The organism is Jeotgalibacillus terrae (genome assembly GCF_016908195.1).
Taxonomy (GTDB): domain Bacteria; phylum Bacillota; class Bacilli; order Bacillales; family Jeotgalibacillaceae; genus Jeotgalibacillus; species Jeotgalibacillus terrae.
This window is the reverse complement of sequence record NZ_JAFBDK010000005.1, coordinates 1-19344: the sequence shown is the minus strand read 5'-3', so window position 1 is coordinate 19344 and position 19344 is coordinate 1. Positions and strand designations below refer to the sequence as shown.

At 44.2% G+C, this 19344-nt stretch carries 14 protein-coding genes, 8 tRNA genes, 2 rRNA genes and 1 pseudogene; 2 read left to right on the top strand and 23 right to left on the bottom strand.

Translation table 11 applies throughout. The features are described from left to right. Positions 1-428 precede the first annotated feature (428 nt). The 4 genes and pseudogenes from merA to glmS form a co-directional block, all read right to left on the bottom strand. Positions 429-2069, bottom strand: coding sequence for a mercury(II) reductase (merA, locus tag JOD21_RS05785; protein ID WP_204728707.1), 1641 nt, complete (start codon positions 2067-2069; stop codon positions 429-431). A gap of 140 nt (positions 2070-2209) precedes the next feature. Further along, a complete protein-coding gene (gene merR / locus JOD21_RS05780) occupies positions 2210-2608 on the bottom strand; it encodes an Hg(II)-responsive transcriptional regulator (RefSeq protein ID WP_204728706.1) in 399 nt (132 codons plus the stop codon). A gap of 451 nt (positions 2609-3059) precedes the next feature. Further along, a pseudogene (locus tag JOD21_RS05775) lies at positions 3060-3341 on the bottom strand (nucleotide-binding domain-containing protein); the annotation flags it as partial. 333 nt (positions 3342-3674) lie between these two features. Beyond that, positions 3675-5477, bottom strand: coding sequence for a glutamine--fructose-6-phosphate transaminase (isomerizing) (gene glmS / locus JOD21_RS05770; RefSeq protein ID WP_204728704.1), 1803 nt, complete (start codon positions 5475-5477; stop codon positions 3675-3677). 729 nt (positions 5478-6206) lie between these two features. Between glmS and JOD21_RS05765 the strand changes: the two genes are divergently transcribed. Next, complete coding sequence (locus JOD21_RS05765) at positions 6207-7916, top strand: DUF2207 domain-containing protein (RefSeq protein WP_204728703.1); 1710 nt, start codon at positions 6207-6209, stop codon at positions 7914-7916. A gap of 164 nt (positions 7917-8080) precedes the next feature. On the opposite strand, the gene glmM is transcribed toward JOD21_RS05765, so the two are convergent. From glmM to sigW, 6 genes are all read right to left on the bottom strand, one after another. Continuing rightward, positions 8081-9430 carry a phosphoglucosamine mutase gene (glmM, locus tag JOD21_RS05760; RefSeq protein WP_041120889.1) on the bottom strand — a complete coding sequence of 450 codons (1350 nt, stop codon included), beginning with the start codon at positions 9428-9430 and terminating at the stop codon, positions 8081-8083. A gap of 41 nt (positions 9431-9471) precedes the next feature. Then, positions 9472-10809: a CdaR family protein gene (locus JOD21_RS05755; RefSeq protein ID WP_204728702.1), complete on the bottom strand. Its 1338-nt coding sequence runs from the start codon at positions 10807-10809 to the stop codon at positions 9472-9474. After that, on the bottom strand, positions 10802-11641 hold the full coding sequence (gene cdaA, locus JOD21_RS05750) for a diadenylate cyclase CdaA (protein ID WP_204728701.1): 840 nt from the start codon (positions 11639-11641) through the stop codon (positions 10802-10804). The genes JOD21_RS05755 and cdaA overlap by 8 nt, the downstream gene beginning before the upstream one ends. 125 nt (positions 11642-11766) lie before the next feature. Continuing rightward, entirely contained in the window at positions 11767-12810 is a 1044-nt protein-coding gene (locus JOD21_RS05745; protein ID WP_204728700.1) for a GGDEF domain-containing protein, read from the bottom strand. Between the two features lie 263 nt (positions 12811-13073). Next, positions 13074-13670, bottom strand: coding sequence for a zf-HC2 domain-containing protein (locus JOD21_RS05740; protein ID WP_204728954.1), 597 nt, complete (start codon positions 13668-13670; stop codon positions 13074-13076). 45 nt (positions 13671-13715) lie between these two features. Further along, positions 13716-14279, bottom strand: a complete 564-nt coding sequence (sigW, locus tag JOD21_RS05735) for an RNA polymerase sigma factor SigW (RefSeq protein ID WP_204728699.1) — start codon at positions 14277-14279, stop codon at positions 13716-13718. A gap of 219 nt (positions 14280-14498) precedes the next feature. Between sigW and JOD21_RS19430 the strand changes: the two genes are divergently transcribed. After that, positions 14499-14627: a hypothetical protein gene (locus JOD21_RS19430; protein WP_275579571.1), complete on the top strand. Its 129-nt coding sequence runs from the start codon at positions 14499-14501 to the stop codon at positions 14625-14627. A 63-nt stretch (positions 14628-14690) separates the two neighbouring features. Here the strand turns inward: JOD21_RS19430 and rocF are convergent, their stop codons facing one another. The 13 genes from rocF to JOD21_RS05670 form a co-directional block, all read right to left on the bottom strand. Next, positions 14691-15593, bottom strand: a complete 903-nt coding sequence (gene rocF, locus JOD21_RS05730; protein ID WP_204728698.1) for an arginase — start codon at positions 15591-15593, stop codon at positions 14691-14693. A 204-nt stretch (positions 15594-15797) separates the two neighbouring features. After that, positions 15798-16214 (bottom strand): universal stress protein, encoded by a 417-nt coding sequence (locus JOD21_RS05725; RefSeq protein ID WP_204728697.1) that lies wholly within the window; start codon positions 16212-16214, stop codon positions 15798-15800. Further along, positions 16211-16843 carry a class I SAM-dependent methyltransferase gene (locus tag JOD21_RS05720; RefSeq protein WP_204728696.1) on the bottom strand — a complete coding sequence of 211 codons (633 nt, stop codon included), beginning with the start codon at positions 16841-16843 and terminating at the stop codon, positions 16211-16213. Before JOD21_RS05720 ends, JOD21_RS05725 begins: the two co-directional genes overlap by 4 nt. Before the next feature lie 119 nt (positions 16844-16962). Next, a tRNA-Lys gene (locus JOD21_RS05715) sits at positions 16963-17035 on the bottom strand. 3 nt (positions 17036-17038) lie between these two features. Then, positions 17039-17113: transfer RNA gene (locus tag JOD21_RS05710), tRNA-Gln, on the bottom strand. Between the two features lie 67 nt (positions 17114-17180). Then, positions 17181-17264: transfer RNA gene (locus JOD21_RS05705), tRNA-Tyr, on the bottom strand. Positions 17265-17280: 16 nt separating this feature from the next. Beyond that, a tRNA-Thr gene (locus tag JOD21_RS05700) sits at positions 17281-17356 on the bottom strand. Positions 17357-17363: 7 nt separating this feature from the next. Continuing rightward, a tRNA-Val gene (locus JOD21_RS05695) sits at positions 17364-17439 on the bottom strand. A gap of 16 nt (positions 17440-17455) precedes the next feature. Beyond that, positions 17456-17530: transfer RNA gene (locus JOD21_RS05690), tRNA-Glu, on the bottom strand. A gap of 4 nt (positions 17531-17534) precedes the next feature. Further along, positions 17535-17610 (bottom strand) — tRNA-Thr (locus JOD21_RS05685). A gap of 7 nt (positions 17611-17617) precedes the next feature. Then, a tRNA-Asn gene (locus tag JOD21_RS05680) sits at positions 17618-17692 on the bottom strand. A gap of 5 nt (positions 17693-17697) precedes the next feature. Beyond that, positions 17698-17813: ribosomal RNA gene (gene rrf, locus JOD21_RS05675) — 5S ribosomal RNA — on the bottom strand. A 143-nt stretch (positions 17814-17956) separates the two neighbouring features. After that, positions 17957-19344: ribosomal RNA gene (locus tag JOD21_RS05670) — 23S ribosomal RNA — on the bottom strand; the annotation flags it as partial.

Genomic DNA, 19344 nt, shown 5'->3' with positions numbered 1-19344 from the left:
TTTTTTATCCTATTTTTTGTCAGATTTCATGATTTTCAGGTAAATAAGTTGTTCCCTGAAATTTGGATTTTCTCTTCTTTTTCTTGCTTTTCCCCACGCCTTTTCTCATGCTTTTTCTCGCACTTTCCCCCGCTTCTTTTTTCTCCCGCTTTCCTTTCAAACCGAAGGTTTATCAGGCTTTCTCTCACGCTTTTCTTCTCGCTTTTTCCTCACGTTCTTTCTCGCCAGGCTTTTTCCTCGCTCTTTTTATCCAACAAAAAACACGAGGAAAATCGGATGGTGATTCCGATTTTCGCTCGTGTGAGGGAACGTTTAATTTGACCAAGAATACAGTTTATTTTGCTAAGGAAGAACTATATTTTGCTGGTACATAGAATGCAGGCGTTAGGACTTACAAGGTGCAGGGTAACTTATTTGTATAAAATAGATTATCCTGCACAACAAGATAATTTTGAAACGTCTTTATCAAACGTAAGAGAAGCCAACTTTAACCCTTCTGCCATAGTTAAGTATGGTGCGAGGCTTTCCTTTAAGTCTTCTACAGTTAAACCAAATTTTACTGCTAATGTCCCTGCATAAATTACATCCCCTGCATTTTCAGATACAACATGAACTCCTAATATCTTTAATGTTTTCGCATCTGCCACTATTTTGAATACCCCTGTGGTTTCACGATTTACAATTGCTCTTGGAACAGCATCTAAAGGTAATACAGATGTTTTGACATCATATACTTTTTCTTTTGCTTGTTCTTCTGTTAAACCAACGGTTGCAATCGAAGGATTTGTAAATGTAACACCTGGTACAACCGATAAATCCAATTTTTTATTTAGTCCACCAATTGCATTATCAGCTACAATTCCACCTTCATAGGCCGCTACATACACAAATTGTGGCCCAAGCGTTACATCCCCAGCAGAATAAATCTTTTCATTACTTGTTTGAGCATAGTCATTTATCTTTATTTCTTTACGGTTTCCAACCTCAACACCTGCTACACTTAAATTTAGAGAATCTGTATTTGGTTTTCTACCTGTAGCAACAAGTAACTGTTCTGATTCAACGACCTTTTTCTTACCATCTACCGTAACATAAACCTTTTTGATTTCACCAACTTGTTCTACACGTTCAAAAGTTGCCCCTTTAACAAGGGTTATACCTTGTTCTAATAACGCTTTTTCAACTACCTCTGAAATCTCTGGGTCATATTCTTTTAAAAGTCGCTCACCTCTTTGCATAAGCGTTACTTCTGAACCTAAATTGTGAAAAAGTTGTCCAAATTCCATTCCGATGTACCCCGAACCAATAACCGTTAATCGTTTTGGCACTTTTTTTAATTCGAGTAGGCTTGTACTCGTTAAATAATCCACTTCTTCCAGTCCTGAAATCGGTGGTAAAGATGGAGAAGCACCTGTTGCGATTAAAAAGCGTTTTGCAGAAAGTTTTTTTCCATTAACCTCAACTGTACTTTCATCAACAAATTTTGCTTCACCCTCAATTAAATCAAATCCATATTCATCAATTAAATTAACATATTTTTGATTACGGAGTTCACTAACCAATTCATTCTTTTGCTTTACTAAAGGTGCTAATTCCACTTCCCCAGCAGAAGTTTTTAACCCTATAAATGGATTTGATTTTGCTAAATGATTAATTTCTCCAGCTCGTAAAAGGGTTTTAGAAGGAACACAACCAATATTTACGCATGTTCCCCCAACCGTTCCACGCTCAATCATCCCAACTTTTGCCCCATATTCTATTGCTTTAATGGCGGCCGAAAAGGCCGCTCCACCAGAACCGATAATAAGTAAGTCATAATCTCCTTCATTACCTAAGACCAATTCATCTCGTGATGAAATTTCCTCTATTTCACCAGATTTATATTTTGCTTCATCAACTGCCTTTTGTGCAATATCAACCTCTTTATCATCGGGTAATTCAAATATTGCTTCTCCACGATTAAAATTAGCCTCAATGTTCTTTGCTCCTATATTTTCAAGTGCAACGGCCACATGTTCTTCACACCCTGTACAAGTCATTCCTTCAATATTTATCCGATATTTTTTCATGTGTTTTATCCTCCTTTATTTTACACCGTAACCTAAATCAAAAACGGACTCTTTAATGATTTTAATATCTGCTTTTACATCATCATAAGAAACCGTTACAGTTCCGTCTGTTCCTTTTGTTTCAATAATTACATTTCTTATTAGTCCTCAATCAACGCTTCAATAATAGGACATTCATGTAATTCCTTTTCATCTGGACATCTTTTCTTTAAATCTTTCAACATACATTCAATCCGCTTTAAATCTTCTATTTGTTTTTTAACTTCTTCTGCTTTTTTTGATACAAATTCAAACATGTCTCGGCATCGAATTTCATCTTTATCAACAACCCCAAGTAATTTATAAATTTCATTCAAAGAAAAACCCAGCTCTTGCATTCGTTTAATAAACCCTACACGCTTAACATCATCCTCTGAATATATCCGATAACCTGAATTTGTTCGAGAAGGTTCTTGTAATAACTTCTTTTTTTCATAATATCTAATTGTTTCCTTATTTACATCACATCTATCTGCAAAACCACTAATACGATAGCTCAAACAATTCACCTCCAAACAAAGTATAAACCCCGTACTATACTACGGGGTCAAGAATAATACTAAACATCTTTCTAATAATTAAAAATGTTTTCTTCATATAATTAATCATTGGCATTATGACTATTTAAAAATCCCCCCTCAATTCTTCAATCGATTCTTCTTGATTAACAGCTTTCTCGACAACTTTCAACCATCTTAATTCATAATCCTTGCTTTGACATTAAACTATTGCAAATTGGATTCTACTATATCCGAAAAACTAAATTGTTCTCTTGTTAACTCTTTTACTTCAACAAAAAACGAGTAAAATCGGATGGTGATTCTGATTTTACTCGTGTGTGGGAGTATTTTATTTGACTAAGGATACAGTTTATTTTCTGGTACATAGACATCAGGATGAAAGAAACAGGGAATTTGAAAGTGGACAAGCCTTTTACATTGATGTGAACTATTATTGATAAGAAATAGGCACATCAATTTTTGTTCTTGCCACACAGACACCGTTTTTCACTATGAAACATTCTACAAAGTGCTCTCCTTTAAATTGAGTAGCCTCAGTATGAGTTTTAGAGTTAGTCTTTATTATTTGACCTCGTACAAGGTTTCTTCGTTTTGCTTCTTCCCCTCTATTTTTCACTTTCCAATAAATATTATATGGCTTCGGAGTAGTATTTGTATGATGAAGAAATTCAATGTTTTTTGTGGTGATAGCCACTTTCCTTGCTTCAACATATTCATTAAAGTGTCTATTCTAAAAATCGGATGGTGATTCCGATTTTCGCTCGTGTTAGGGAACGTTTCATTTTGCCAAGAATACAGTTTATTTTGCTAAGGAAGAACTATATTTTGCTGGTACACCACGACCTTCTTTAACCCACTTTTCTACTTTAGATATCCTAGTTCTTTTTGACATAAAAAACACCCCTTTAGATTAATATAATCCAAAGAGGTATTTCATCGTAACTTTTTTACAAACACCGCGACTTTATTTTAAACGTCGCATCTTTATTATAAACATCTCATCTTTATTTCAATTCTACATCTAGCTCATCAGGATTTTTTAAAATTATTCTACAGTAACACTCTTCGCAAGGTTACGTGGCTTATCAACATCACAATCTCTATGAAGCGCTGCATAATAAGCAATCAGCTGCGTTGGCACTACTGACACAAGTGGTGCAAGCAGTTCGTGTACGTGTGGGATCACGTAGCTGTCGCCTTCTTCTTCAAGGCCTTTCATTGAGATGGTGCATGTGTTGGCGCCGCGGGCTGCTACTTCTTTGACGTTGCCGCGGATGCTCAGGTTGACGTTTTCCTGTGTTGCTAGTGCAACGACTGGTGTGCCGTCTTCGATTAGGGCGATTGTTCCGTGCTTGAGCTCGCCGCCTGCGAAGCCTTCAGCCTGGATGTACGAGATTTCTTTCAGCTTCAGCGCTGCTTCCTGAACGACATGGTAATCCATTGAGCGTCCGATGAAGAATGCGTTGCGCGTTGTGCTTAGGAAGTCACGTGCGATTTGCTCGAATGCTTCCTTGTCGTCTGTCAGTGTCTGGATTGCGTTTGCTACGATACCCATTTCCTGAACAAGATCGAATTTCATGTCGAAGCCTTTTGCTTTTCCAGCTGCTTCTGCAAGGATCGCAAGGACTGCGATTTGTGCAGTGTATGCTTTTGTAGAAGCAACTGCGATCTCTGGTCCTGCGTGCAGCAGAAGTGTGTGGTTGGCTTCACGTGACAGTGTTGAGCCTGCTACGTTTGTCAGTGTCAGTGCAGGGTGTCCAAGTTCTTTAATGTGTACAAGAACGGCACGGCTGTCAGCTGTTTCACCACTTTGAGAGATAAAGATAAATAATGGCTTTTCAGATAGTAACGGCGTGTTGTAGACGAACTCACTCGCTACATGTACTTCAGTCGGGATTTTCGCTGTTTTTTCAAGGTACTCTTTCCCTACTAGTCCTGCATGATAGCTTGTTCCGCAAGCGATGATATAGATGCGGTCAGCTGCATTTACCGCGTCAAGCGTGTCTTTCGCGATTGAAAGCTCACCTTCTTCGTTCTGGTAAGCCTGAACGATTTTACGCATCACTGCCGGCTGCTCGTCGATTTCTTTTAGCATGTAGTGAGGGTACGTACCCTTTTCGATATCGCTTGCATCGATTTCTGCTTTGTATGAATCACGTGCAACTGTTTCGCCATCAAGCGTTTTGATTGTTGTGCTTTCTTTTGTCACGATGACCATTTCTTTGTCCATCAGTTCAACGTACTCATCTGTTACCTGCAGCATTGCCATTGCGTCAGATGCGACAACGTTGAAGTCTTCTCCAAGACCGACTAACAGCGGGCTCTTGTTTTTCGCTACAAAGATTGTGTCTTCATTCTGGTTATCTAAAAGTGCGATTGCATATGAACCTTTCAGTTCTTTCAATGCTTTAGCAAATGCAGCTTCTGTTTCAAGGCCTTCTTTGACGAACTTTTCGATCAGCTGAACGATGATTTCTGTATCTGTTTCAGAGACAAGGTTCACATCAGCAAGGTGCTCACGCTTCAACTGTGCATAGTTCTCGATGACACCGTTGTGTACAAGTGTAAAACGGCTTGTTGTACTCTGGTGAGGGTGTGCGTTCACCTGGCTTGGTTCACCGTGTGTTGCCCAGCGCGTATGGCCGATTCCGATGTTTGCGCTCACGCTGTCATCTACGATTGCACGAAGGTCTGCGATGCGTCCTTTTTCTTTGAATACTGATACGCCGTCGTCATTTTTCACTGCAATTCCTGCAGAGTCATAACCGCGGTATTCAAGCTTTTCAAGACCTTTCAGCAAAATTTCCTTCGTATCGTTTGATCCAATATATCCTACAATTCCACACATAATTAGTTTCCTCCTGTGAGTATAAGGAGGGCATGACCGTATAAGAGGACGGACGTGCCCTCTTTATCTCTCTATTAGTTTTTTGTGCTCTGTTAAAGGTGGCTGGTGATTTCCGCTCCAGACGGATGCTTTCCGGACGGCGGTCGCTGAGCCTCCTCGCGCTTCGCGCTGTGGGGTCTCAGCTGTCCCGCTAATCGTCCCGGAGTCACCGCCTTCCGCTTCAATCACACAGCTGTGCAATCTCTAAGATTGTTATTCTTTACTTCAACATCGCTAGTTTAGTTTTGGGTGCTGCAGTCCTGTTTTCTTTGTCCACTGAGTCGCCTCGGTGATTTTGAATAACAGGTTTTCGGCTGTGCAGTCATCAGCCGGAAGGCATCCGCCGAATGCTCGATGCTCCTTCTCCTCGTCAACTGCCGCTACTCAACGGGCAGTCCTGGCGCTTTTTATAACTAATTGGTCTACCTTACAGCCCTCTCTTTCCTTCTGAAATAAAAGTGCGACTTTTCCTGTATACCCCTTTTCAAGAAAAATACGCTTACCTTATCATACGTTATGGATGATTTTGACGTCAAACAAATTTTTCGTGACGCACGAGAGATAGTATAGCATGCTGGATTGTTACATTGGTTACAGGATATTTTCAGTTTTGCGCAACTCCTTCTTTTTGAAACTTTTTCCTGATATCATTCGTAAGGATAAACGACTGATGAATAAGAAGGTGACGATATGTTAAAGAAACTGATGATGACTGCAGGATTATTATGGCTGTTATTCGCCGTGGAGGCTGCTGCTTATACGGTTGAGGAGGCGAGGGTGCGTGCCTGGATTCAGCCAAATGGTGATGTAACAGTCAATGAAGTGTTTCATTATTCATTTACTGAGTATGAAGAAGAAGTTGGGCGTACGCTTTACCGTGAAGGTCATAGCGGGGTAGATGACTTTGAAGCGTATGCGATTACCGGACCGAATGATGAGCCGGGATTTATCCAGACCTCAGATCTTACGCCGCTCTATTATGAATACGGTGATGAAACGGTATGGACAGAGGTTGAAGGTGAGTATGAAACCATTAAGGTATTTTATTCCTACACACTTGAGGATGCTGTGAGGGTCTATGATGAGTACACAGATGCCTATCTGCCGTTTTTCAGTGATGGATCACATCATGATGATCATATTAATGAACTCTACATAGACGTTATATTCCCTTCAGCGGTTTCACCGGATGAGTACACTGCTCTTTTCGCTGACAGAAAAGGCGAGATTACGCACCAGGATGAGGCAGGGGTACGATTTTATACACCGTCCTCTCCAATGTACACAAATTCTGAAGTGCGCGTGCTGTTCCCTTCAGACGTGATGACTGGAGCTGAAACAGTGCCTGCTCCTATGTCAAAAGAAGAGCTGATTGCACAGCAGGAAGCAAAGTACGCTGAAGCGGATGAGCGTTTTGACACCCAGGCTGTAATCGGAGAAGGAATCAAATGGTTTAACGTTTTCATGATCATTGCAATCCTCACTTCTGTAGTGCTGATGTTTGTGATGAGGAAGCGTACGACCGGTCACGCTGAAAACGTCATGAATTTCAGCCCGTTGACGATTTTGTTCGTGCAGCGGGACAAGCCCACCCAATATGAAAGCCTCCTTGCAGGGCTTTCTACGTTAAGGGAAAAAGGAGCATTAACTTCACAAGTCAGCGGAGAAACGATCGCTTTTCAAAAGAGTGATCAGTCTATATCACTGACACAAAGTGAACAGTTCCTGATTGATGAGCTCTTCAGGAACCATCATGAGGTTAAGCTGAACCCTTCCCTTGTATCGGCGTTTTCATCTAACGGCTATAAAAAGTGGGAGAAGCTTGCCAGAAAAGAGTTCAATGGACAATTCGAGCTGAAAAAAAGACCGCTCCTTGTACTCAGGATACTGATGGTACTGATGTTTGTGCTGCTTGCTGTTACGCATTCATTCGAAGGTGATAACTGGATCGTTGTCTTTGGATTTCTGGCGTTCCCTGTTCTGTTGTTTGCACTCACATTTAAGTTCACGTATAACAAATGGCTATGGGGAATTGCGATTGCGTTTAATATTTTTATTGGCATCGGACTGACGTCTCCCGGGATTGATCTGGTATTCCTGACATATGGCATCTGTCTGATCGTTCTGTTCCTTTTAATCAAGCCGCTTTCGTTCAACGTTGAAGAGAAGCAGCTTATGGACAGTATCTCATCATTCAGATTGATGGTCGCATCAGAGGAATCCTTTTCTATTAATAAGGAAGCCCTGGACCCGTGGATGATCCGGGCGTTTGAAATCCCGGTTATGGGGATTGATTTGAAAACGTATATTCCGGCGGATCAGCAGCTTGAAGAGGCGCCGCTGAGTTATTTTGTTGCAAATGGTGTACATCCGTATGAGCTGATGATTAATAGGGCTTGACTAGTGAAAGGCATACGCTTGGCGTGTGCCTTTTTGGCGGGGATTGGGATCGCATATCATGGTGTCTCTGGCCAGAGCTTCAGGCCCAGGCGTCAGTCCCCCACGCCAATCAAAAAAAGGAATACCCTGCCCATTAGCAGAGTATCCCTCTCAAACACATTATATTAAGCTTTTACACCCATCTCATTTTCAACAACCTCTGCAATGCGATTCACATACTCTTCGCAAAGCTCTTTTGTCGGTGCTTCTGCCATAACGCGCACAAGCGGCTCAGTACCGGATGGTCTTACAAGAATACGGCCATTGCCGTTCATTTCTTTTTCCACCTGCTCAATGATCGCTTTCACTTCTGCGTTATCTGTGACGCCATGCTTATCGCTGACGCGGATATTGACTAGCTTCTGCGGGAAGATCTCCATTTCAGCAGCAAGCTCTGACAGCTTCTTGCCAGTCAGCTTCATGATATTCACAAGCTGAAGACCTGTCAGCAGGCCGTCACCTGTCGTGTTGTAATCAAGGAAGATAATGTGGCCGGACTGCTCACCGCCAAGCGTGTAGCTGCCTTTTTTCATTTCTTCTACAACATAACGGTCACCGACAGCTGTCTGGATGCTCTGGATTCCTGCTTCTTCAAGACCTTTATGGAAGCCGAGGTTACTCATGACAGTTGAGACAACTGTGTTCTGCTTGAGGCGTGATTCGCTCTTCAGGTGCTTTGCACAGATGAACATAATCTGATCGCCGTCTACAACTTGTCCATTTTCATCCACTGCAATGATGCGGTCACCATCGCCATCGAATGCAAGGCCGACATCTGCCCCTTTTTCTTTTACAAAGCCTGCAAGTGTTTCAGGGTGTGTTGACCCTACACCTTCATTGATATTCAGACCGTTCGGTGATGCACCCATTGTTGAAAGGTCTGCATCCAGATCTGCAAACAGGTGTGTAGCAAGTGCAGACGTTGCGCCATGCGCACAGTCAAGTGCCACGTGAATACCGCTGAAGTCCTCATCAGCAGACTGCTTCAGATACTGAAGGTACTTCTGTCCGCCTTCAAAGTAATCTGTCACAATGCCAAGGTTCTCACCAGTCGGGCGAGGTGTGTTATCTGTTTCAGCATCGATCAGTGCTTCTATTTCAGCCTCCTGCTCATCTGTCAGCTTAAAGCCGTCAGGACCAAAAAACTTGATTCCGTTATCAGGCACCGGGTTGTGTGAAGCTGAGATCATCACGCCAGCCTGCGCACCCATTGCTTTTGTCAGAAATGCTACACCTGGTGTTGAAATGACACCAAGACGCATTACTTCTGCACCAATTGATAAAAGACCTGCCACAAGAGCACCTTCAAGCATATGACCTGAAATTCTTGTATCACGTCCAATTAACACTTTCGGGCGTGTTGTTTCTTTTGTCAGCACGTATCCTCCGAAGCGTCCAAGCTTAAATGCCATTTCCGGCGTAAGCTCAGCGTTTGCTACTCCGCGGACCCCGTCCGTTCCAAAATATTTACCCATGATAAACATCGCTCCTTCTTATAAACGGCCCCTCCCAGGGCTTATGCAGCTGCCAGTGAAAATGTCACACTGGTCTGCGATAAAATATATGTCACATTGGAAGGCCCATCGATCTGGACTTCCATCTCATGTTCGCCTTCTTCTAACCCTTCAGCATCTACAAACAATGAAACGTCGTCTTCTGACAACTCTTCAAGCGCTTCCGGTTCTCCGGTCACGCGTAAGTTAAGCTCCCCGCTGGCAGGACTCAGGAAAGTCGCCTGCAGTTCATCGCCTATATTTCTCATTTCAACAGGAAGAGCCGACAATGTCAGCTCTTCCGTTGAATCACTATTATCTTCGTTAGAGGCCGTATCCTCAGCCGGTTCCTCTTCTCCAGTATCCTCAGGCGTTTCAGCTGAAGCCTCTGCATCTTCAGCCGGAACTTCTCCTGAAGCTTCTGTCAGGGAAATGACGCCGGAAACCATCTCACTCGACAGGCTTGTCACACCCTCAGGTACCGGAATTGGGACTTCCACCCGCGAACCGTCGCTTGATACACCCGAAAGATCAAATGGTACTTCAATTTCATTGATATTGTCAATCGTGTCTCCAGGCCCATAGATCGTAACCGTCTCTTCAGACAGTGCAATCGACTCAAACTGAAGCCCTTCAGCAGGCGTTCCGGATGGCGCAGCCACTAACGCCACTTCCTTACTTGGCTGTGTGACACTGACAGTCAAGTCGACTGTCTGCGGTTCCACTGTGACAGGCAGCTTATCAAGTGATCCGTTCAGCACCTGAACAGTTGACTCAATGGTTTGCTCATCCTCTACTGTTTCATCCATATCAACTGAAGCTCTGACATATCTGATTGATTCAATAACACTTCTTGCGCCTGTCACCATAACGGTTTCAGGATCAGCTGTAATGCCAGCAAGCTCATAACCCTCCGGAATAATCGACTGGTTGAACTCTGCATCCACTGCAAATTCCTCTGTTACACGTTCATCGATTGTGACAGTTGCAACAGATGGAGAGATAGTAACCGTTAGCTCTGATGAAAAACCTTCAGGCTGCAGCGGCACTTCATGTGTCCCTAGTTCCAGGTCTGCAAGGTTTAAGAACACACGAAAATCTCTCACTGCCTCTGCTCTCGTCACATACTGGGCAGGACCTTCAATTGTCACATCTACCGTACTCGGTACACCTGTTACAACAAACTCCTCATCATTGTACATCGTATCGACCGGAACACTCTCAATCACTTCCACATCATTTTGCGAGTTTACAGATGTGTTTGTACCTTCTTCTTCAGTATTCACTGTATAAAACATCAGGAGCGCGATGAGTAAGGCGAACCCTCTCAGGAACCATCGGCTTTCAAGGAATTTATCCATTCTTCTTTTTCCCCCTCCAGTTCCATCGCGTTGAAGAGGTGACATTTTCTTTTTCACCGAACCATTCACGGCGGATGATCTTGCTGAACTCATCCAGCTCCAGATCACGCTGAAGCTCTCCGTTGGTCGTGACAGAAATCGCACCAGTCTCTTCGGATACCACGACTGTAATACTGTCGGTTACTTCGCTGACACCAAGCGCTGCCCGGTGACGTGTACCAAGTTCTTTTGAGATAAACGGACTTTCTGAAAGCGGCAGATAACATGCAGCCGCTGCAATACGGTTTTTCTGAATAATCACCGCACCATCATGAAGCGGCGTATTAGGAATAAATAAATTGATTAATAGTTCGGAAGTAAGATTCGAATCCATCGGGATCCCTGTTTCAATATAGTCTCCCATCCCTGTCTCACGCTCGAACGTAATCAGGGCACCAATCCGGCGCTTTGCCATGTAGCTGACTGACTTTGTGACAGCTTCTACAAGGCGGTTTCGCTCCTCTTCTTCCTGAAGGTTTCCCCGGGCAAATAATTTCCCCCGTCCCAGCTGCTCAAGTGCGCGGCGCAGCTCAGGCTGGAAAATAATCATAACGCCCAGAACCCCCCAGTACATCACTTGCTCCATAATCCAGGCCAGTGTATTAAAACCGAGTAATTCACTGAGGACCCGGACCACAACAATAACAAAAATTCCTTTTAACAGCTGTACAGCCTTCGTTCCTCTGATCACCGTGATCAGCTTATAAAAAACAAACCACACGAGGAGTACGTCAACTGCGTGAACAGCAAAATCTAACACCGTTAAATCTGAAAACTGGTCGGCAAACGGCATGTGACTTCCTCCAATTATCTATTTAAAGAATCATTTATATACATAGCAATTAAACCATCTCATTATAACACAACCTGACTGAAGAAGTCTTATCGCGGATGATTGAAATCATAATTTAACTGTTGTTACAAGGCATACAAATAAGGCAGAATCTCGTCATTATTCAGCACTGCACATGCACGCCCGTTCTTCTTCGCCTGGTACAGACGATGATCAGCAAGTCCAATCACCTGCTCTGCTCCTTCAGCCTCTTCGCTGATGGCATGTCCAAAACTCAGGCTCAGACGCCAGTCTTTCTGTGCTAACTCCACCTGTTCAAGTTCATTTCTTAATTCATAAAGAAAATCTTCGACATAAAAATCTTTCCCGGGAAATAAAAAGACAAATTCCTCTCCTCCATAACGGAATGCCGTCCCGTTATGTGCATAGGAAACCTTTTTCAAGACAGGGCCGATTGCAGCAAGTACCTGATCACCAAAAAGATGTCCATACTGATCATTTGCCACCTTGAAGAAATCAATATCGCCGATCAGCAAGTGATAAGCTTCACCACGCTGATTAACCGCTTTCATTTCTTCCCTGAAATAACGGACATTATAAAGACCAGTCAGATAATCCTTCTTCAGTTCATCACCGAGCGTTGCCGCCTGCGTAAAATACCTGCGTTCCCTGAGCACTAAAACAGCACTGAATGTGCTCATGACGATCAGCACAAACGTCTGTACCACACCTGTTACAATCGCCTGATCTGTATAACCCGTAGAATAATAAGGTGCTGACCAGAGTCCGATCACCAGCGCTGACGTCATCCAGATCGCGCCCCGCTCCTTCCAGTGAACCATCGCATGCATTAAGATCACATACATAATCGGTAAAAAAGCACTCTGAATTCCCCCGGTGATCGCAATCAGCCAGATGAATGCCGCGTAGTCAATCCACACACCGCTTCTAAAAAGCAATGGAAAATACACCTGATTTTCTTCATTTACAGAAAGCTGCCACTGTGCAATGACTGTAAACGTAAAGAATAACAGAATCAGCAGATAAAACGATTGTCCGGTATACCCAATTCGCTCATGTAAGAACGGAATCCAGTAAGTGATCGCTACCCCCGCCAGAAAAACCCATCGCAAATAAGAAAAGATTTGTTCAGTTTTGATGTTTTTCAATCTTACAAACCCTCCTTTTAACATAATTTTATCCTGTAATATGATCAATTTTACCTACATAATTTTATTATGTCTTTTTTAACAAATTAAATCAACTGTATCATTACTATATCGGATCAGGATTAATAATAGTAGAATTTTCTGTTATTTTAAGGCGGGATCTCCTAAAAATTTTCCGACAGCATCTCTGATGTTCTCTCTCAGATAACTTTTTCATACAAAAAGCGCCGGCAGTCATTTGATCTGCCGGCGCTTCTTTTCAGTTATTCATCATCGTTGCTGGTGAAACTGCCAAGCTCCTTGGCTGCAGATTTGATGGAATACCAGAGCCATTCGAATGCCTGGTCAACCTCCTCAATCTCACCTGTCACCCCGCCCGCACCAGCCATGAACTGCTGGCCATTGACGACGGTCACATTTCCTTCCACCGTGCCTTCAATGCGAAGGTCGCCATTGCGTACTATGAGGTCTCCCTGAACAGTTTCGCCTTCAGGGACCACAACTGTGTTTCCTTCGACCACGACCTGATCACTTTGTGTAAAGGATAGCTCATCCCCGCCATTCCAGTTCGTCATCAGACTGCCACTCATCAAAATGAAAAATACAGCAGCTGCTGCAAGCAGCGGGTGCCGGTTGAACCAGCGATTCATCCCGGCCTTCTTCTTTTCTTTCGGCAGTTTCGCCATCACATTCTGCGTAAAGTTATCCGGTGCCTGTATATGTGAAGTGCTCTGTACGAGCGCAACTGTCTTTTTCAATTCATGAAAATGAGTTTTGCACGCTTCACAGGACTGAAGGTGCGTCTTTAACTCCTTTTCGTGTTCTTGTGAAATCTCTTCATCTAAATAATCATGCATCATCAGCACGATATTTTCAGGACAAGTGTTCACTGTACTCACCCTCTCCTATATTGATCTTAATTGCTTTCTGAGCGCTTCTCTGCCTCTGTGAATTCTCGTCTTTACTGTACCGATCGGCAGCTCAAGAATTTCACTGATTTCTTTCAGAGAAAGCTCCTCTATATATTTTAATACGATAACAGAACGATATTTGTCGGGTAATCTGGAAATTTCTTTTTGAATTGACTCCTGGAGTTCCATCGACTCCACTTCTTCTTCAGGAAGAGGATCGTCTGTTTCTACCTGAGAATACATCGTCAGGCCATCTGTTCCCGAGACTTCAGCATCAAGATAATAATCTGGCTTTTTCTTTCGGATCCGGTCAATACACAGGTTCGTTGCAATACGGAACAGCCACGTTGAAAACTTCCGGTCAATATCAAACGTGTGGATATTCGTATACGCTCTGATAAATGCCTCCTGTGCAATATCCTCTGCTTCGTGGCGGTTACCAAGCATTCTGAAGCAGACGTGGTACACTCTGTCTTTAAAGAGTTCCACAATCTCACCGAACGCATCCTGATCTCCCTTCCGCACCTGCTGTATTCGCTTTTTCACTATGGATTCCATCTATTTACCTCCGCTCCATGCGGCTCTAACCTATTTACGTAAGAAATGCGCAAAAGGTTTCACGCTTTTTTATTTTTATTTCAAGATTTTTTATGTAATGATATTTGTCGAATTATTTTATAAGCACGCATTTCTATTGTACTACTAAATCTAGTACAGTGTCATCCAGTTATTGCAAAAATGTTAGAAATTATTGGAATACTCGGGAGGGGTATTTGGGTGTGGGTTCAGGAGATTACAGCTGTTTTCCCGGAGATTACGGCTGGTGTTCAGGAAATCACACGGCACGTTCATGAAATTTTGGTGGTCGTTCAGGAGATTTTGACACTGGTTCCGGAAATCATGTAAATAGAACTACACTCTGACCAAGAAAAAACCGCCTGCAGCATTCCCCGCAGACGGCCCACATTATTACAGAAGTTTCTCGCCAAATAGCGAGCCAGCCAACGCAACTGCCACAGTTGCAGTCTTATTTTTCTCATCCAGAATCGGATTAACCTCAACAAACTCAGCTGATGTCAGAATATCCGCTTCAGCAAGCATCTCCATCGCAAGGTGACTCTCACGGTAGCTGATTCCGCCAATGACAGGCGTTCCCACACCCGGAGCGTCATTTGGATCTAAGCCGTCTAGATCAAGCGAAAGGTGCACGCCATCAGTGCGGCCTTTCAGGTACTCAATCGACTCTTCCATCACTTTCGTCATACCCATGCGGTCCACTTCATGCATCGTGTACACGCGGATACCTTTTTCCTTAATCAGTACTCTTTCACCTTCATCAAGTGAACGCGCTCCGATAATCACGATGTTTTCAGGCTTCACCTTTGGCGTATAATCATGGATATTTACAAGATCTTCATGACCAATACCAAGGCTGACTGCAAGAGGCATGCCATGGATGTTTCCTGACGGGGACGTGTCACCCGTGTTCAGGTCACCGTGTGCGTCATACCAGATCACACCAAGATTCTCATAGTTGCTGCTGATCCCTGCAAGTGACCCGATTGCGATACTGTGATCTCCACCCAGAATCAGTGGGAAGTCTCCATCTGTTTTCACTTTCTTCACCTGATCTGCAAGTGCTGTACTGCCTTTTACCACAGCGTCAAGATTACGAAGGTTTGTATCCGCTGTATGTACCCGCTCAGGCTGATCAATCTGGATATCACCAAGATCAGTCACTGTATGGCCAATTGCCTCCAGACGTTCAAGCAGACCGGCATAACGGATTGCACTCGGTCCCATATCTACTCCACGGCGCATCTGTCCTAAATCCATCGGCACACCGATTACTGAAATGTTCTTTTTCTTCATCTCTTTATACCCCCTGTTAAAAGTCTCACTCCACCATTGTAACGCTTTCATTTCAAGTGGTTCAACTGTGCAGGATGATGTATGATTATGCATTGGCAGTTGATATCACCGTTTACCCATCATGTATTAAATTTTTTCTTCTATTATAAATAGGGAGAAAAAAACCCTTTCCGCCCACCATTGAACGAAAAGGGTTTTGTATGTTTACTTCACAACCATTACAGGTGCATCAATGTGCTTCACAAGCTTATGACTGACGCTGCCAAGCACCATCGTCTGGAACTTATTACGCCCCCGGCTGCCGACAAGTACAAGGTCATAGTCATTGCTATTGGCGTGATCAATCAGTACTTCTTCAGGGTCACCGTGTTCAATCATAAGTTTCGTCTTGATGCCTTTCGCTTCCACCAAGTCCACGCTCTCCTGCAGCTTTTTCTCCCGCTTAAAGCTTGCAGTATCTGAGTCTCCATACTGCAGTACATCTGATTTAGAGGTTTCTCCATCCACTACATACATCAGGTTGATGACTGAGTCTTCCTCTTTCCCCGCAAGTTCAATTGCTTTTTCTAAAGCTCTTTTAGCATGTTCTGATCCATCCGTCGCGACTAAAATTTTTTTCATTGCTCTTCTCCTTTCTGACAAACAGCAATACCAAACTGATAATTCATTCCTTCTCTCAATGGCTCGACAAGAACTCCTGACTGATAGTAAAATGTCTTTTCACCATAAGCGTACCTATCAAATAATGACGTAAACTCATCTTTTGTAATCTGATGAATATGAAAAGGCTCCGATGAAGGTTTTCCTCTTCCTTCTCCAAATGGCGTAGAAATAACCAGGGTTCCTCCAGGCTTTAGCATCTGATACAAATTCTCTAAAAAAGCGTCTTCCTCAACAATATGTTCATATGTTTCAAAAGAAAGAATACAATCAAACATACCAAGCTTTTTCGGAAGCATGCGATCAACAGCATTATGACATTCATAAGAGATCATAGGATGATGATACCTTCCACGCGCATACGTAATCGCTTCCTGTGAAAAATCAACTGCTGTCATACTGGTGATCTTACGCTTTGACTGCTTTGCTGCCATCACACTTCCATAGCCTGAACCACAAGCCAGATCCAGTACACGTCCTTTCACATATGGAAATGCAAACTGATATCTCGCCATATGCTCAAGCAGCATCAGGTTTGAAGGCTTCATCTCATCAGGGATGATCCTCTCACCCGTATCTTCTAATTTCATATTTCGTCAACGCCTCTCTTAATAGCCCCTGCTAACCTATCTTTATCATCATCATACATTTAAAAACCTAATAAAAAAAGCTTCCCAGCGATGTCATAATCGCTGAGAAGCTTTGTGAGTGAGCCATGAAGGACTCGAACCTTCGACCCTCTGATTAAAAGTCAGATGCTCTACCAACTGAGCTAATGGCTCGTATGGCTGGGCTAGCTGGATTCGAACCAACGCATGACGGAGTCAAAGTCCGTTGCCTTACCGCTTGGCTATAGCCCAACGCTTACAGGTAATATACCCTGAAAAAACGAAAAGACACCTCAAAAGCATGTCCTTTTTTAAAAAATGGTGGAGGGGGGCAGATTCGAACTGCCGAACCCGAAGGAGCGGATTTACAGTCCGCCGCGTTTAGCCACTTCGCTACCCCTCCATATAAAGTTGAAAACTGGTGCCGGCAAGAGGACTTGAACCCCCAACCTACTGATTACAAGTCAGTTGCTCTACCAGTTGAGCTACACCGGCAAAAAAATGGTGGAGAATGACGGGCTCGAACCGCCGACCCTCTGCTTGTAAGGCAGATGCTCTCCCAGCTGAGCTAATTCTCCAGGGAATGTTTTTAAATGGTGACCCGTACGGGATTCGAACCCGTGTTACCGCCGTGAAAGGGCGGTGTCTTAACCACTTGACCAACGGGCCTCTGTGGAGCTTCCAACAGGATTTGAACCTGCGACCTCTTCCTTACCATGGAAGCGCTCTACCTGCTGAGCTATGGAAGCAGAAAAATGGCTCCACAGGTAGGACTCGAACCTACGACCGATCGGTTAACAGCCGATTGCTCTACCACTGAGCTACTGTGGAACAATGCCTAGCGACGTCCTACTCTCACAGGGGGAAACCCCCAACTACCATCGGCGCTGAAGAGCTTAACTTCCGTGTTCGGCATGGGAACGGGTGTGACCTCTTCGCTGTCATCACTAGACTATCTGCTTACTTGGAACAAAAACTATTATACCAAGTTTCCATTGCTGATTTCAACAACAGGTTTTTAGAAAAAACGAAAAAATTCGTTCTCTCAAAACTGGATACGACATCAATGTAATCAGATTCCTGAGAATCACCTAATTGGTTAAGTCCTCGATCGATTAGTATTCGTCAGCTGCACATGTCACCATGCTTCCACCTCGAACCTATCTACCTGATCATCTTTCAGGGATCTTACCACTTGCGTGTGGGAAATCTCATCTTGAGGGGGGCTTCATGCTTAGATGCTTTCAGCACTTATCCCGTCCGCACATAGCTACCCAGCGATGCCATTGGCATGACAACTGGTACACCAGCGGTGCGTCCATCCCGGTCCTCTCGTACTAAGGACAGCTCCTCTCAAATTTCCTGCGCCCACGACGGATAGGGACCGAACTGTCTCACGACGTTCTGAACCCAGCTCGCGTACCGCTTTAATGGGCGAACAGCCCAACCCTTGGGACCGACTACAGCCCCAGGATGCGATGAGCCGACATCGAGGTGCCAAACCTCCCCGTCGATGTGGACTCTTGGGGGAGATAAGCCTGTTATCCCCGGGGTAGCTTTTATCCGTTGAGCGATGGCCCTTCCATGCGGAACCACCGGATCACTAAGCCCGTCTTTCGACCCTGCTCGACTTGTAGGTCTCGCAGTCAAGCTCCCTTATGCCTTTACACTCTTCGAATGATTTCCAACCATTCTGAGGGAACCTTTGGGCGCCTCCGTTACTCTTTAGGAGGCGACCGCCCCAGTCAAACTGCCTGCCTGACACTGTCTCCCGGCCCGATAAGGGCCGCGGGTTAGAAGTTCAACACAGCGGGGGTAGTATCCCACCAATGCCTCCACCGAAGCTGGCGCTCCGGTTTCCAAGGCTCCTACCTATCCTGTACAAGCTGTGCCAAAATTCAATATCAGGCTGCAGTAAAGCTCCACGGGGTCTTTCCGTCCTGTCGCGGGTAACCTGCATCTTCACAGGTACTATAATTTCACCGAGTCTCTCGTTGAGACAGTGCCCAGATCGTTGCACCTTTCGTGCGGGTCGGAACTTACCCGACAAGGAATTTCGCTACCTTAGGACCGTTATAGTTACGGCCGCCGTTTACTGGGGCTTCAATTCGCACCTTCGCTTGCGCTAAGCACTCCTCTTAACCTTCCAGCACCGGGCAGGTGTCAGCCCCTATACTTCACCTTACGGTTTCGCAGAGACCTGTGTTTTTGCTAAACAGTCGCCTGGGCCTATTCACTGCGGCTCTCTCGGGCTTGCACCCTAATAGAGCACCCCTTCTCCCGAAGTTACGGGGTCATTTTGCCGAGTTCCTTAACGAGAGTTCACTCGCTCACCTTAGGATTCTCTCCTCGCCTACCTGTGTCGGTTTGCGGTACGGGCACCTTGCATCTCGCTAGAGGCTTTTCTTGGCAGTGTGGAATCAAAGACTTCGGTACTAAATTTCCCTCGTCATCACAGCTCAGCTTACACGGAAACGGGATTT